The following is a 14361-nucleotide window of genomic DNA, read 5'->3' as shown; positions in this document are numbered from 1 at the left end:
ACCGACGGAAATTGGCGGACGCTGCCTTTCGGCGCTTAGATCCGCAGAGGTCCGTGTCGCTCCATCTCCAACTCCTGCTCGGCCGTGAGCGCGGGCGCGTCATCCCGCTCGCCGGCGGCACGTATGTCTTCGGCCGCGGTGAGGACGGCGACATCGTGCTGCAGAGTGACCTCGTGAGCCGCACTCACGCGCGCATCACCGCGAGCGCGAGCGATCTCCTCATCACCGATCTCGAGAGCAGCAACGGCACGTTCCTCAACGGCTCGCGCATCGTCGGCGAGACGAAGGTGGCGATCGGCGACGTCATCAGCATCGGCGACGTCGTCGCGCGCGTGTACGGCAACTCTCCCGCCGGCCTCCTCCCCGGCGCCGCGCCGGGCATGATCGCGGGGAGCCTCACCGAGGTGCCGCCCGCGAGCGTGATCCGCGCGATCGGCGTCCTCAAGCGCACCGGCTTCCTGAACCTGACGTCGCCGCCGCTCAACGGCCGCATCGCGTTCATGCGCGGGCACGTCGGCGAGGTCGTCGTCGACACGCGGAAGACGCGCGATCCCATCCAGGCGATCACCTCCATCCTCCGGTGGCGCGGCACGTTCGATTTCGAGCCCTCCACCGACGTCAACGACGGCACCCCGCTCCTCGGCCTCGACGCCATCATCCCGCCGACCGGCAGCGCCGCCCGGCCGTCGATGCTCCCGAAGCCGCCCCGGCCGTCGCGCCCATAGAATAATCCACGAAATCCGCACCTTAAAAAGGTGGTGGATCGCGTTGCACTCACCCGAGCGCATGCTACCCCGACGCACATGCGCTTCCTCGGACCCGCCCTCGCCGCCTCGCTCCTCGCCCTCGCCGCCTGCTCGGCCAACACGACGGAGGAGCCGTCCGGCGACGCGAAGCTCGATCTGAGCGCGGAGGACTTCGACACCGCCGCGTCGAAGCTCGGGGCGCTCCCGTACCTGCCGTGGACGTACACCACCGACGGCTGCTACGCGCGCGCCCTCTACTACTCCATGCTCCTCGCCGAGAACGGCATCGCGACGAAGCACGTCTACGTGAACGCGAAGTGGGGCGCGCCCCCGCTCTACGGGATCTGGTCGTGGCACGTCGCACCGATCGCGACGAAGGACGGCGAGGACCAGCTCTACGTCTTCGACCCGGCGCTCTTCCCGACGCGCGTCCCCACCGTCCGCGAGTGGGTCGCGATCCAGGGCTACAACGATCCGTCCGCCGCGAACTACCCGAAGCTCTCCATCTCCGACGGCACGTCCTACGCGCAGAGCACGGGCGAGACGATCCTCCCGAACGTGATCAACCCGAGCGCCGCGCTCTACGGCGAGCCCACGTTCGCGGCGATGCCGAAGTTCCGCATCGGCGACGTCAACGCCGCGTGCGACGTCATGCACAACTACCTCGAGCGCGAGCCCAACGCGACGGCGGCCTCGAAGTTCGAGAAGCACAAGGGCCTCTCGGAGGCGACCGCGAGCCTCGTTCGCAGCATGATCGCGAAGGACAAGCTGATCGGCGCGGAGGCGCAGCTCTCGCCGCGCTGCGTGGTCCCGAGCATGCTCGACACCTCGACCTGCGCGGCGGACTCGCCGACCACGAAGCCGAACCGCCCCGCGTGCTGCGTCGCCTCCCGCCACTGGTGCTGGAGCAACAAGGCGAACGACGGCGCGGGCGACTGCCTCGCCGAGGGCACGGTCGAGGACGGCCTCCTCTGCAGCGCGAACCAGTGGGTCGAGGCGAACCCGACGCCGGCCGTGACGCACTGACGGCGCGCGCTACTCGTACATGATGTACTCCGGCTGCGGCGTGAGCTTCATCACGTCGTCCGGGGTCATCAGCTTGTTGTTGTTCGCGGTGTCCTCGTCGAAGAACAGCTTGAAGCCGGCGTGCGTCGTCGAGGGCATGTTCTTGACGAGGTAGTTGTAGGTTACAACCTTCGTCGGGGCGGGGCCGAGGCCGTCGACGCCCTTGATGAGGGCGATGCCCTCGTGCGGGACGATGTCCTTCTCGTCCTTCACGACCGTGCCGTTGACCTGGTGGAAGACGAGCGCCTTCTCCGGGAGGTCGCCCTCCTTGATGATGCCGGCCATGAACTCGGCGACCTCGTTGATCGCGGTGCCCGTCGTCTGGCCGTAGAAGACGCCCGGCTTCTGCTTGCCGTGCATCTGCCACTCCGGGTCGAGCGCGACGCCGACCTCCGGCTCGCGGAGGTACTTCTCGTAGTGCTTCACCTCGGTGATGAAGTCCGAGTGGCCGGGCTGGATGTTGAGGAGGAGGAGCGCCTTCGCCGCGCGCGCCTCCTTCAGGTACTGGTCGATGACGGAGTCCGGGACGCGGCGCCGCCACTTGCCGTCGGCGCCCGGTAAGCCGAGGACGATGGTGGCGATGAGCTCGAAGACGGGGAGGAGCTCGCGCTCGCGGGCGTACTGCGCGCCGAGCTTCTCGATCGCCTTCGCCTTCTTCGCCAGGTCTCCGGCGAGGCGTCCCATCGCCGGCTCGCCGCCGGGGGTGCCGCAGTAGCCCATCAGGCGGAAGCGCGGGAAGATCTCGCGGCCGCCGCGCGGGAGCTCGATCTTCTTCTTCTCCGGCTCCTTCTCTTTCTTCTCCGGCTCCTTCACCGGCTCCTCCGTCGCGGCGGCGGACGTGGCCGGCGCGGACGCCGCGGTCGACGTCGTCGCCGGCGCCGCCGGCGCCGTCTTCGCGGGAGGTGCGGCGGCCGGCGCGCAACACGCGAGCGCGATCAAGGCGAGGGGACCGAGAGAACGATGAAGCTTCACGCACGCCCAGTATCGCCGCCGCGCCGCGCGGGCGCCGAGAAATCTTCAACGTCGGGGGCTTCGCCCCCGACACCCCCACCCCGCGAACACGACCCGACGCGCGTTGCGCGTCGGGTTGCTTTGCAACCGCTGTGGCGGTTGCGTTCGCGGGGCCCCCAGCGCCAGCGGCGCGGTGGGTGGGGCGGGGGCGGGCGCGGTGGGCGCGGCGGGCGCGGTGGGTGGGGCGGGTGGGGGCGCGGCGGGTTTACTGGATCTCGGTGTCGTTGCCGCGGAGGCCCATTAGGGTGTCGTTGCCGCCGAGGCCGTGGAGGATGTCGTCGCCTTCGCGGCCCCAGATCGTGTTGGGGCGGTCGTTGCCCCAGAGGTCGTCGTTGCCGTCGGCGGCTTCGAGGATTTCCAGGTCGTCGGCGACGAACCTCGTCGCTGCCTCCACGCCGCAGAGCTGCGGGTTGAACGCCTTGCCCCAGAACTTCGTCTTCACCGAGGCCGGGCCGTTGAGCTGCGCGTGGATGTCGAAGCGGCCGCTGCGCGCGAAGCCCGCGACGTCGTTGCCGCCGCCGCCCGAGAAGGTGTGCCTGCCGCACGGGTAGTCCGCGACGAGCTGATCGTCGCCCGGGCCGCCGACGAGCTCGTCGGCGCCGTCCGTGTATTGTGCAGCTCTCGGCTTGTCCTCCGTGCAGCGCGGGTCCCTCTTCTTGTCGGCCTCGGTGCAGCCTTCGCGCGCGGGCCACTTGCGGCTCTCGGAGAGGAGCGCGTCGTCGCCGCCGTTGCCGAAGAGGTGGTCCTCGCCCGTGACGCCGGAGAACAGGATGTCCTCCTCGTCGCCGCCCTCGAGGCGGTCGTCGCCCTTGCCGCCGCTGACGTGCGCGGTCATGTCGGCGGGGAAGCGGCGCGACTCGCGCTTTCGCGCCGCCCGCGCGAGGCGCACCGTGTCGTCGCCGTCGTCCATGTACGCGGCGATCCAGCGGAGCACGTGCCGCGGCGTGCAGCTGACGCCCATCGCGTCGGCGACGCAGTTCGGTCCCGCGAAGAGCGGCGTGCCGCGCGGCGAGCTCACCTTGAACGCGTCGCCCTGCTGGACGATCTCGAGGTCGTCGTCGCCCTCGGACCCGATCACGACGAGGCCCACGTCCCGCGCCTGCGCGATGTCGAGGGTGACGAACACCTTGCCCGCGGCGTCGTCCGGGAGCGCCTTCCCGCACGGCGCGCCGTCGCACGTGTCGGCGCCGTAGCCGCCGATGAACTGGACCGCGCGGCCGCCGGAGACGAACTGATCGGTGTACGGCGAGCCGATGATGATCTCCACGCCGTCGAGGGGCTCGTTCCCGCCGTCGCCGTTCGCGCAGCCTTCGTGCCGCTTGCCGTCGGGCGACTTGATGCAGTCGTTCGTGAAGTCGACGCGCATGCCGTCGTACGGCGACTTGGGGCGGCCCTCGAGGTCGGGTTGGCCCGGCGGCATCGCGGTGATGAAGCTCACGACGTCGGTGCCCGGTCCACCGTCGAAGGTGTCGTTGCCGGTGTCGCCGCGCATGTAGTCGTTGCCGGGGCCGCCGTAGATGAAGTCCGTGCCGTGACCTCCGACGATGAGGTCGTCGCCGGCGTCGCCCCACAGCTTGTCGTCGAGGATGTCGCCGTAGACCTGATCGTCGCCGTCGCCGCCGTGGATCTCGTCGCCGCCGCCGCGTCCGTGGATGATGTCGTTCCCCGCGTCGCCGAACAGCTTGTCGTTGTCGCTCCCGCCGTCGATCCAGTCGTTGCCTTCGTCGCCGTGCACGACGTCCTCGCCCGCGCCGGCGCAGATGACGTCGTCGCCCTTGCCTCCGCGGATGATGTCGTCTCCGTCGGTTCCAACGATGAAGTCGGCTTTGTCCGTACCGACGATGACGCGCTGGCCCGGCCGCGCGACGATCAGGTTCAGCCCGTGCTCGCGCGCGAACGCGGCGGGGTGCTCGCACGGATCGACCTCGAAGCGAGCGGGCCCCGCGCCCGCGCCGTTGTCGACCGCGGTCCGGACCTCCGCGCTCGATTCGGCGATCGGCTCGGTCTCCCCCGCCGTGCACGCCATCAGCCCGAGAACCCCCATCACCGCCGCGAATCGCCAGGTCACCATACCCGCCCTTCCGCAACGTACGTGCCTGTCCCACCCACCCTCGATCGCGCAACTCGCGCACCAAGATCTGCGGAGAAAATAGGCCTTTGCGCGACTCGCGCGCCGGGACAAGAGAGTGGGGAAGTGCCCCCCGCTCAGTCGCGCACGTATCCGAAATAGACGATGCCGGCCGTCGCGAGCGCCGCCGCGATCGCCGCGGTGAAGGAGATGTTCGCGACCAGCGACATCGTCTCGGCGCGGTCGGCGGTGCCGCGCAGCGACGAGGGGCATCGGTCGCGCGCGGGGCCGCAGGCGGCGTCGAGGTCGTCGATCGCGCTCGCACGCGAGAGGACGCCGAACACGCCGACGCCCGCGCTCGCGACCGCGAGGCCGCCGGTCACGTACGCGAGGACGGGGAAGGTCTTCGCCGGCGGAGGCGGCGGCAGCGGCGGAGCGGGCGGCGGCGGCGCGGCGGGCTCCGGCACCGCGATCGTGATCTTCCCGCTCGCGGCGGGCGCCTCGAACGTCGTCCTCGCCGAGTCCTTTCCGCGCTGCGCGACGATCTCGTGCGGGCCGGGATCGATCGCGACCGCGACGCCGAGCGTCGCCGGCGAGCCGTCGAGCGTGACGCGGAGGTCGCCCGCGCCTTCGAGGACGACCTCCGGGATCTTCGACGCGAGCTCCTTCCGCCGCGCGGTCGCGAGCTTCGCGAGGTCGGGGGCGTTGCCCTTCTCGACGCGTGCATAGTGCACGTCTGCCGACGACGTCATGCCGAGCCGCTCGTAGCAGAGCGCCATGTTGTAGAGGACCTGCGGCGTGACGCGGATCTCCGCGACGCGCTTGAACCGCTCGAGCGCGCCCTTCCAGTCCTTCGCGTCCTCGCGCGCGACGCCCTCCTCGAAGAGCGCGCGCGCGGTGGCGAGCTCGGCCGCGTCGAGGCTCGGGTCGGCTCGTGCGATCGACGCCGCGGAGACGATCGCGGCGACGACGAGAGCTCGAACCGAACGGCCCACCACCGCCCGCGAGGATACGCGTCAGAAGCCGGGCCGTCGCCACGGATCCACGCTCGGCGCGGCGGACGGCTTCGGGCGCGGCCGCGGTCGCGCGGGCCGCGCGCTCGGACGCGCGGTCGAAGAGTGCGCGCTCACCAGCGTGTCGAGCTCCTCGATCTCGTCTTCTTCCGCGGACGCCGACGCCGGCGGCGACGGCGCCGGGGTGACGACGATCGACGCCGGCGGAGGCGGCACCTCCGGCGCGGCCGGCGTCGCGGCGCGCAGGCGATAGATCGATCCGGCGATCACGACGATGCCGATCCCGACGACGATCGCCCCCGCCTTCGCGACCCACGCCGGTGACGCCGGCGGACGGCGCGGCGCTGGCGGAGCCGCCGGCAGCGGCGACGCGGTGTCGATCGCGAAGCCCGCCGGCGCCGTCGCGGACGTGACCGGCCCGCGCTCCGCGCCGGGCGACGCGGGTGTCAGAGGCGGCAGCGACGCGGGCGACGCCGTGTCGATCGCGTCGACGACGAAGCCCGTCGGCGCGGTCGCGGAGGTGGCCGGCTCGCGCTCCGCGCCCGGGGGCGCCGCGATGACCGTCGCGCGTGACGACGCGGGGCGCAGCAGGTCGTCGATGTCGGGCGTCCGCGCGCGCGCGATCTCGAGCTTGAGCGCGGCGCGGAGCTCGGGCTCGAGCTCGATCGCCGACGCGACGCGCTCCTCGCGCTTCTTCCGCAGGCACCGCCGCACGATCTCCGCCGCCGCGGGCGGGATGCGCGGATGACGGAGCGCGCTCAGATCGAGCTCCTTCGGCGAGCCGAGCGCGACCATCACCTCCTGCTGTCCGCCGGCGGGCAGCGGGTGCTCCCCCGTGAGCATGCGATAGAGCATCACCCCGAGCGACCAGACGTCGGTCCGCGGGTCCACGTTGTACCCGCCCGCCGCTTGCTCCGGGCTCATGTAGAGCGCAGAGCCGACGACGGCGCCGGTCGACGTGAGCCCGCCGTCCATCGCCGGATCGACGTACTTCGAGATCCCGAAGTCGAGCACCTTCGCGACGATGCCCTCCTCCGTCTGCTGGAGGAACACGTTGCCCGGCTTGATGTCGCGATGGACGATCCCCTTCGCGTGGGCGGCGGCGATGCCGGCCGTGACGTCGGCGAGGATCGCGAGCGCGTCGACCGCCTCCACCCGGCCGCGGAGGCGGAGCGCGTCGCCGAGCGGCCTGCCGTCGAGGAGCTCCATCGCGAGCCACGGAGCGGGATCGCCGTGCGGCTCGCTCGCCTCGACGAACCCCTGCGCGATGACACGCACGACGTTCGGATGCTCGATCTCCATCCCCGCGCGCGCCTCGAGGAGGAACCGCTGCACGAGGAGCGGATCCGACGCGAGCTGCGAATGCAAGAACTTCACCGCCGCCCGCTCGTCGGAGCCCTCGACCGCGGCGCTCCACACCGCGCCCATGCCGCCGGTGCCGATCATGAGCTCGAGCCGGAAGCGCTCGCCGATGAGGTCCCCGGGCTGCGGACCGCGCGCGGGCATGACCTACTCGTCGACCTCGCAAAGGAAGCCCTTCGTCGTGGCGCAGTCGAGGTCCTCCCACTCCGCCTTCGGGTTCGCCTCCGGCGGCTGCGGCGAGATCCAGTGCGCGCAGCTCGCGCCGGCGGGCGCGCCGCTGCGGAAGCCGTCGTAGCCGTACGCCTCGCCCGAGACCCACGTCCATTGCTGCCGATCGAGCGCGTCGGCGCCGGGCGGCACCTCGAGGCCGATCCACGGCGACATGTTCTTCGGGAACTGCGCCTTCACCCGATCGGCCTTGTCCTGACCGCGGAACGACGCGAGCGCGCCGACCTTCGCGCCGTGCGTGAGCTCTGCGCACGAGGCCTTCGCGTCGGCGTAGCTCCGGCCCCACGGGTTGTTGAAGAAGAAGATCGTGCAGCGGCGCGTGCCGTCGGACGGACCGACCACGAGCTGCACGTTCGCCGACGGGATCGTCGCCGCCGCGCAGTCGTCCGCGAAGTCGCCGGTCGTGGGGATCGCGATCGGGAACCCTTCGAGCGGCGCGGCGTCCGGCGGCGCCGCCTCGGCGTCGGGGCTCGGTCCCGCTTCGGCGGGCACGACGATGACGACCGTCGTCGCCGCGTCGTCCGGCGCGAACTTGTAGTCCGGCGTCGTGCAGGCCGCGCCCGCGAGGAGCGCCGAGACGACGAGCCGGACGTGCATCACGTCCCGCGGAGGCCGTGCTTCCGCAGGAGGTCGCGGAGGTGATGCCGCTCGATCCCCGAGATCGCGGACGCGCGCGTGAGGTTGTCGCCGCTGCGCTCGAGCAGCGAGGCGAGGTACCCGCGCTCGAAGTCGTCGACGAGCGATCGCTTCGCCTGCTTGAAGTCGGGGAGGTCCTCGTTCTCCGCCGCCGCGCTCGCGGCCGCCGCGCCCGGCGACGCCGCCTTCGTGCGCTCGACCGAGATGAGGCGCTCGAAGCCGAGGTCGGCCGGCGTGATCGCGGCGCCCTGCGCGAGCATCGCCGCGCGCTCGACCGTGCTCCGGAGCTCGCGCACGTTGCCGGGCCACGGTCGCGTCTTCAGGTCCTCGAGCGCCTCGCGGGTGATCATGCGCGCGCCCGGGGCCTTCGGCGGGAGCGTCTGGAGGAAGTGATAGACGAGGGCAGGGATGTCATCGATGCGCTCGCCGAGCGGCGGGATGCCGACGCGCGCCTGCGCGATCCGGAAGTAGAGGTCCTCGCGGAAGGTGCCGGCGTTGACCATCTTGCGGAGGTCGCGCCACGTCGCGGCGAGCACGCGCACGTTGACGGGGCGCGCGTACGACTGACCCACGCGCGCCACCTCGCGCTTCTCGAGGACGCGGAGCAGCTTCGGCTGGAGGTCGAGCGGGAGCTCGCCGATCTCGTCGATGAAGACGGTGCCGCCCTCGGCCGCCTCGAAGACGCCGGGGCGCGCGTCGTCGGCGCCGGTGAACGCGCCGCGCTCGTGACCGAAGAGGACCGACTCGGCGAGGGCGCGCGGGACCGACGTGCAGTCGAGGATGATGAACGGCCCCTTCGCGCGCGGGCTCGCGTGATGGATCGCCTCCGCGACGAGCTCCTTGCCGGTGCCGGTCTGTCCCTCGATCAGGATCGAGAGCTCCGTCGGCGCGACGCGCGCGAGGACGGCGAACAGCGAGCGCATGATCGCGCTCGACGCGCGCATACGGCCGAAGCTCGCGAGCTCGGGCGCGGCGGTGCGCGGTCCGCCGTCGACGCGATCGACCCGCAGCGTGGTGGTGCCGACGACGATGACGGAGCCCGGCGGCACGACCGCCTCGATCACGCGGATGCCGCCGCCGACGAAGGTGCCGTTGCTGCTGCCGGCGTCCTTGATCGCGATGCCGGCCGGCGTGCTCGTCAGCTCGACGTGGAACGCGGAGACGGCGGGATCGTCGAGCCACACGTCCGCCGCCGCGGTGCGACCGACCGTGAGCGAGGGGCCGTTCGAGGTGAACGTCGCCGCGTTGGCGCCGCGTCCTTCCAGCACGGTGACGCGAAGCTCGGAGGGGAGCGACGTCGCTGCTGCGCCGCCGAGCCGTAGGGTAAGGCCGCCGTCACTCACGCCTGCGAGGATAACGCGGGAGCCGTCCCGATGTCGCACGCTCTCTACCTCGTGCGTGGCGCATCGGTGGGTGAGGCGAGAAGCGTCGCGGGGCGCGCGCGATCCGAGCGGAAAACGTCGAGCCCGCGTCCTGGTACGCGTGCTGCTTCGAACCTCGTCGTGATGTCCGCGCTCCGTCTCACCGCCCTCGTCCTCGCTCTCGTGGCGTGCGGCGACACCGACGAGCCGGCGGCATCCGATCAGCAGCACACGTTGAGCGTCGCCGGCGACGGCATGCCGGCGCCGCCCGATCCGCTCGGCGCGCCGATCCCGGCGCCGCGCGATCTGCCCGCGCCGCGGCCGTTCGACGGCGACCTCCGCGATCCGCTCGGACCCGAGGGCGTCTGTGAGGTCGGCTACCTGAAGATCTACGACCCCGTGCGCGCGCGTCCGATCGACGTGCCGATCGTGGTCTGCAACTGAGGTGCAAGTCATGCGTTTGCCGCGAATCGTCTGCGTCGTTCTCGTCTTCGTGCTCGCCGCGTGCGCGCCGAGCAAGGACCGCGTCGGGACGATGCAGGTGACGACGCACTCCGCCGTCATCTCGTCCGTCTCCGGACACAAGACCTACGCCTTCGAGGCGACCGCGCCGACGCCGGACGGCACCGTGCAGTGGGCGGACGCGCCGCAGACGCTCGCGATCATCCGCGAGCGCATCGAAGGCGAGATGCGGGCGCGCGGCTACGTGCTCGATCCCGATCCCGAGCTCCTCGTCCGGATCTCGCTCGGCGTGAAGAAGGTGCTCGAGGAGCCGAAGGGCATGGCGGCGCAGCACGGCGCGCCGTCGATGACGAACGACGTCACCGAGCTCCACATCGACGTGTTCGATCGCTCGAACGGCGGGCACCTCTTCCACGGCTCCGCCTCCGACGAGCTCCATCACCGCGAGCCCGATCCCGATCGCATCGCGAAGCAGGTGCGTCTCATCATGGAGCCGGTCCCGCCGACGTCGCGCTAAGCTGCGGCGTGCATGGCCGCCGCGAACGACCGGGTGACGGAGCTCGAGGGGCTCGTCAAGAAGTACAAGGACGCCTACTACAACGGGCAGCCGCTCGTCTCGGACGCCGCGTACGACGAGCTCGAGGACGAGCTTCGCCGCCTCGCGCCCGACAGCGCGGCGCTGAAGAGCATCGGCGCGCCGGCGCCGGCGGGCGGCGAGTGGCCGAAGGCGCGCCACGCGATCCCGATGGGCTCGCTCAACAAGGCGGTCAACGAGGCGGAGCTCCGGCAATGGGCCGAGCGATGCGACAAGCTCGGCGCGGAGGCGGGGCTCGCGCCGATCACGACCTCGCTCCTCGTCACCGAGAAGCTCGACGGCCTCTCCCTCGCGGTGAACTACGTCGACGGCCGCATCGCGGAGGCGATCACGCGCGGCGACGGCCACGTCGGCGAGAACATCACGCCCAACGCGCGGCGGATGCAGGGCGTGCCTTCGCGCTTGCCCGAGAAGCTCACCGTGTCGATCCGCGGCGAGATCATCCTGAAGCTCTCCGACGTGAAGCGCGGGTTCCCCGGCTACGTCGCGACGCCGCGCAACAAGGCGGCGGGCACGTCGAAGCGCTTCGACGGCGAGGGCTGCCAGTACCTCACGGTGATGTTCTACGACCTCGAAGGCGGACCGAAGGAGTACGCGACGGAAGAGGAGAAGTACGAGGCGCTCTCGGCGCTCGGGCTCATCGTGCCGTGGTTCACGGTGACGGACCTCGAGGGCGCGCTCAGGGTGCATCAGGACTACGTCGCGTCGAAGCGCGGCGCGCTCGACTACGAGATCGACGGCCTCGTCGTGCGCGCGAACGACCTCCGCTCGCAGCACCTCCTCGGCGAGCTCGGCGATCGCCCGCGCGCGGCGGTGGCGTTCAAGTTCCCGTCGCTGGCGAAGAACAGCAAGGTCGTCGCGATCACGTGGGAGACGGGGCCCTCCGGCCGCGTCACGCCGATCGCGCAGGTCGAGCCGGTCGACATCGGCGGCGCGATCGTGCAGAACGTGTCCTTGCATAATACATCCAACGTCGAGCGCCTCGGGGTCGGGGTCGGCGACGAGGTCCTCGTCTCGCGCCGCAACGACGTGATCCCCTACCTCGAGGAGGTCGTCGTCAAGCACGGCACCGTCGCGACGCCGCCGGAAGCGTGCGTCTCCTGCAAGCAGCCGCTCACCCGCCGCGGCGAGTACCTGCAATGCACGAACAAGGAGTGCTTCGCGATCGTCACCGGCCGTCTCCGGCGCTGGGTCGGCGTGCAGGACATCCTCGAGTGGGGCGAGAAGCTGATCGTCCAGCTCGTGGAGGCGGGCCTGGTGAAGGAGCCGGCCGATCTGTACCGCCTCACGGTGGAGCAGATCGCGGGCCTCGAGCGGCGCGGCGAGCTCTCGGCGAAGAAGATCGTCGCGAACCTCCACGCGCGGCTGCCGCTCACGCTCCCGGTGTTCCTCGCGTCGCTCGGGATGGAGGACTTCGCGTTCGAGACGGCGAAGCTCCTCGTCGCGAACGGCTACGACACGCTCGAGAAGCTCTTCGAGGCGAAGGAGGAGGAGATCGCGGGTCTGAAGGGGATGGGCGAGATCAAGGCGAAGAGCGTGGTCGCCGGCCTCGCGGCGCGTCGCGACGAGATCGGGCGCCTGCGCGCGGCGGGCATCGAGCCGGTGCCGCCGAAGACGGGCGGCGGCCTCTACGGCCGGAGCTTCTGCTTCACCGGCACGCTGCCGCGTCCGCGCAAGGAGTACGAGGAGCTCGTCGAGAAGCACGGCGGCACGCTGCTCGCCGGCGTCACGAAGGACCTCGATTTCCTCGTCCTCGCCGATCCGGGCTCGGGGTCGACGAAGGCGGAGAAGGCGAAGAAGTACGGCACCGCCTGCATCGACGCGGATCAGTTCATGGCGCTCGTCGCGCGCGCGGAGGCGGGCGAGCACATCGAGAGCCCGCGCGCCGCGGCGGCGGCAGCGGCGGCCGCCGAGCCGGCCGAGCCCAAACCGAAGAAGGCGCGGGCGAAGAAGAAGACCGTCTCGGCCCCCGAGGAGGAGCCGTGATAAGACTCGGTCGTCATGCGCGTCGTTCTTCTGTCGCCGTCGTACCCCGCCGAGATGATCAATTTTTCGCGCGGCCTCGCCGAGGTCGGCGCGGCGGTCTATGGCGTGGGCGACACCCCGCGCGACTCGCTCCCGCAGCGCGTGAAGCCGTACCTCGCGGACTACCTGCAGGTGCCGCGCATCATGGACGAGCAGGACGTGATCCAGCGCGTGACCGACTGGATGCGGGGGCGGCACGTCGATCGGGTGCTCACGAACTGGGAGCCGCTCGTCATGCTCGCCGCGCGCATGCGCGAGCGCTGGGGCATCGCGGGCATGAGCGCCGACGTGGTGCGCGGCTTCCGCGACAAGCAGCTGATGAAGGAGCGCATCGCGGCGGCGGGCCTTCGCGTGCCGAAGTCACGCCGCGTCCACACCGCGAAGGACGTCTTCGAGACGGTCGAGGAGCTCGGCTACCCGATCATCCTGAAGCCGATCGCGGGCGCGGGATGCGCGGACACGTTCCACATCCGCGACAAGTCCGAGCTCGACGCGGCGCTCCGCGCGATGGGCGGCCGCAACGAGGCGAGCTGCGAGGAGTACATCGACGGCGAGGAGTTCACCTACGACACGCTCTGCATCGACGGCCGCCCGATGATGGAGAACGTGACGCAGTACATCCCGAAGCCGCTCGTCGCGCGCACGGTGGAGTGGATCAGCCCGATCGGCATCTCGATCCGCGACACGAAGCAGGAGAAGCTCGCGGGCGGCATCGAGCTCGGTCGCGGCGTCCTCAAGGCGCTCCAGATGGGCGACGGCTTCACGCACATGGAGTGGTACCTGACGCCGAAGGGCGAGGCGGTCTTCGGCGAGATCGCGTGCCGTCCCGGCGGCGCGGGCCTGGTCGATCAGATGAACTACACCTACGACGCGGACTTCTTCCGCGAGTGGGCGCGCATCGCGTGCTGGCACCACTACGAGGGCCCGTTCGAGCGGAAGTACAACGTCGGCCTCATCTTCAAGCGCGCGCAGGGCTGGGGCACGATCCAGCGCATCGAGGGCTTGCGGAAGTGGCTCCACGACTGCCGCGGCTGGGTCGTCGAGGACAAGCTCCTCCGCCCCGGCACCCCGCGCCGCGACTGGAAGCAGACGCAGGTGAGCGACGGCCACCTGATGGTCCGTCACCCGGACTTCGACACCGCCCTCGGCATGGCGCGCGACGCCGCCGCGAACATCAAGATGTACGCGTCCTGACCCGCGCGCCGGGTCAGCGGCACTTCGGGATCGAGACGGCGAAGAGCTCGGTGCCGTCGCCCTGTTGGCCGCCGGTCCTCGTTGCCTTCGTCGCGGAAGGCGTGCGCTTCGTGTTGCTCATGCGCGGCTCAGGGGTTCGACGGCGGCGGCGTCATGCCTTCGCCCGAAGAGCGCTCGAGGTCGAGGCGGTCCTGGCGCGACGGCGTCGGGCGCGGCGCCGAAGGCTGCGGCGGCGTCGCGATGCTCGGGTTCACGGTCGACGGCGCGTCCTCCGGGACTCCCGTAAGGCCCGCCTCTTCGGTCTTCTGCGCGTCGCGCTTCGGGTTCGTGTGCATGGCCCCCGTCGAAGCATGCGACGTGCCCACATCCGCGCGTCGCCGCGATCGACCGGAAACGCGAGCAGAAGCACGAACGCGGACGGCGCCGCGCCCCTCGAGCCGCTCCTCGAGCCGCACGACCTTGGGTGACACTTTTGCACGCTGTGCGGCGCGCGTGCTCGCACGCGTTCGGGCCCCCGAACCCCTCGAGCTCGTCTGCGACGGCCTGCCCGGGCGCAAGGATTGCCGGCGTATCACGGCGGCCCCGACACTCGACG

At 71.2% G+C, this 14361-nt stretch carries 13 protein-coding genes; 6 read left to right on the top strand and 7 right to left on the bottom strand.

Features of this window, described 5'->3' with window-relative positions:
* Window positions 1-53: 53 nt before the first annotated feature.
* Together KF837_17055 and KF837_17050 are read left to right on the top strand one after the other, a co-directional pair.
* Window positions 54-725 (top strand): FHA domain-containing protein, encoded by a 672-nt coding sequence (locus tag KF837_17055; GenBank protein MBX3229034.1) that lies wholly within the window; start codon window positions 54-56, stop codon window positions 723-725.
* 78 nt (window positions 726-803) lie between these two features.
* Window positions 804-1772 carry a hypothetical protein gene (locus tag KF837_17050; protein MBX3229033.1) on the top strand — a complete coding sequence of 323 codons (969 nt, stop codon included), beginning with the start codon at window positions 804-806 and terminating at the stop codon, window positions 1770-1772.
* 9 nt (window positions 1773-1781) lie between these two features.
* Here KF837_17050 and KF837_17045 read toward each other — a convergent pair whose 3' ends face one another.
* From KF837_17045 to KF837_17020, 6 genes are all read right to left on the bottom strand, one after another.
* Window positions 1782-2783 (bottom strand): hypothetical protein, encoded by a 1002-nt coding sequence (locus KF837_17045; protein ID MBX3229032.1) that lies wholly within the window; start codon window positions 2781-2783, stop codon window positions 1782-1784.
* A 244-nt stretch (window positions 2784-3027) separates the two neighbouring features.
* Window positions 3028-4893 carry a hypothetical protein gene (locus KF837_17040; GenBank protein MBX3229031.1) on the bottom strand — a complete coding sequence of 622 codons (1866 nt, stop codon included), beginning with the start codon at window positions 4891-4893 and terminating at the stop codon, window positions 3028-3030.
* A gap of 134 nt (window positions 4894-5027) precedes the next feature.
* Window positions 5028-5888, bottom strand: coding sequence for a hypothetical protein (locus KF837_17035; protein MBX3229030.1), 861 nt, complete (start codon window positions 5886-5888; stop codon window positions 5028-5030).
* 18 nt (window positions 5889-5906) lie between these two features.
* Window positions 5907-7409, bottom strand: a complete 1503-nt coding sequence (locus tag KF837_17030; GenBank protein MBX3229029.1) for a serine/threonine protein kinase — start codon at window positions 7407-7409, stop codon at window positions 5907-5909.
* A gap of 3 nt (window positions 7410-7412) precedes the next feature.
* On the bottom strand, window positions 7413-8093 hold the full coding sequence (locus tag KF837_17025) for a C-type lectin domain-containing protein (protein MBX3229028.1): 681 nt from the start codon (window positions 8091-8093) through the stop codon (window positions 7413-7415).
* On the bottom strand, window positions 8090-9472 hold the full coding sequence (locus tag KF837_17020; protein ID MBX3229027.1) for a sigma-54-dependent Fis family transcriptional regulator: 1383 nt from the start codon (window positions 9470-9472) through the stop codon (window positions 8090-8092). Before KF837_17020 ends, KF837_17025 begins: the two co-directional genes overlap by 4 nt.
* A 162-nt stretch (window positions 9473-9634) precedes the next feature.
* Here KF837_17020 and KF837_17015 point away from each other — a divergent pair, with 162 nt between their 5' ends.
* From KF837_17015 to KF837_17000, 4 genes are read left to right on the top strand one after another with little or no spacing between them, the layout of a single operon-like run.
* A complete protein-coding gene (locus tag KF837_17015; protein MBX3229026.1) occupies window positions 9635-9934 on the top strand; it encodes a hypothetical protein in 300 nt (99 codons plus the stop codon).
* A gap of 10 nt (window positions 9935-9944) precedes the next feature.
* Window positions 9945-10469 (top strand): DUF4136 domain-containing protein, encoded by a 525-nt coding sequence (locus tag KF837_17010; GenBank protein ID MBX3229025.1) that lies wholly within the window; start codon window positions 9945-9947, stop codon window positions 10467-10469.
* A 12-nt stretch (window positions 10470-10481) separates the two neighbouring features.
* Complete coding sequence (ligA, locus tag KF837_17005; protein MBX3229024.1) at window positions 10482-12533, top strand: NAD-dependent DNA ligase LigA; 2052 nt, start codon at window positions 10482-10484, stop codon at window positions 12531-12533.
* A gap of 15 nt (window positions 12534-12548) precedes the next feature.
* Window positions 12549-13766, top strand: a complete 1218-nt coding sequence (locus KF837_17000; GenBank protein MBX3229023.1) for an ATP-grasp domain-containing protein — start codon at window positions 12549-12551, stop codon at window positions 13764-13766.
* A gap of 128 nt (window positions 13767-13894) precedes the next feature.
* Here the strand turns inward: KF837_17000 and KF837_16995 are convergent, their stop codons facing one another.
* Window positions 13895-14101 carry a hypothetical protein gene (locus KF837_16995; GenBank protein ID MBX3229022.1) on the bottom strand — a complete coding sequence of 69 codons (207 nt, stop codon included), beginning with the start codon at window positions 14099-14101 and terminating at the stop codon, window positions 13895-13897.
* Window positions 14102-14361 lie beyond the last annotated feature (260 nt).

It is taken from the genome of Labilithrix sp. (genome assembly GCA_019637155.1).
Classification (GTDB): domain Bacteria; phylum Myxococcota_A; class Polyangia; order Polyangiales; family Polyangiaceae; genus Labilithrix.
This window is presented reverse-complemented; position numbering and strand designations above follow the sequence as displayed.

What these genes read in the sequence shown, in the direction of transcription:
- KF837_17000 (MBX3229023.1), top strand. Translation starts at nt 12,549, where the DNA reads ATGCGCGTCGTTCTTCTGTCGCCGTCGTACCCCGCCGAGATGATCAAT.
- ligA (MBX3229024.1), top strand. Translation starts at nt 10,482, where the DNA reads ATGGCCGCCGCGAACGACCGGGTGACGGAGCTCGAGGGGCTCGTCAAG.
- KF837_17030 (MBX3229029.1), bottom strand. Translation starts at nt 7,409, where the DNA reads ATGCCCGCGCGCGGTCCGCAGCCCGGGGACCTCATCGGCGAGCGCTTC.
- KF837_17040 (MBX3229031.1), bottom strand. Translation starts at nt 4,893, where the DNA reads ATGGTGACCTGGCGATTCGCGGCGGTGATGGGGGTTCTCGGGCTGATG.
- KF837_17010 (MBX3229025.1), top strand. Translation starts at nt 9,945, where the DNA reads ATGCGTTTGCCGCGAATCGTCTGCGTCGTTCTCGTCTTCGTGCTCGCC.
- KF837_17050 (MBX3229033.1), top strand. Translation starts at nt 804, where the DNA reads ATGCGCTTCCTCGGACCCGCCCTCGCCGCCTCGCTCCTCGCCCTCGCC.
- KF837_17015 (MBX3229026.1), top strand. Translation starts at nt 9,635, where the DNA reads ATGTCCGCGCTCCGTCTCACCGCCCTCGTCCTCGCTCTCGTGGCGTGC.
- KF837_16995 (MBX3229022.1), bottom strand. Translation starts at nt 14,101, where the DNA reads ATGCACACGAACCCGAAGCGCGACGCGCAGAAGACCGAAGAGGCGGGC.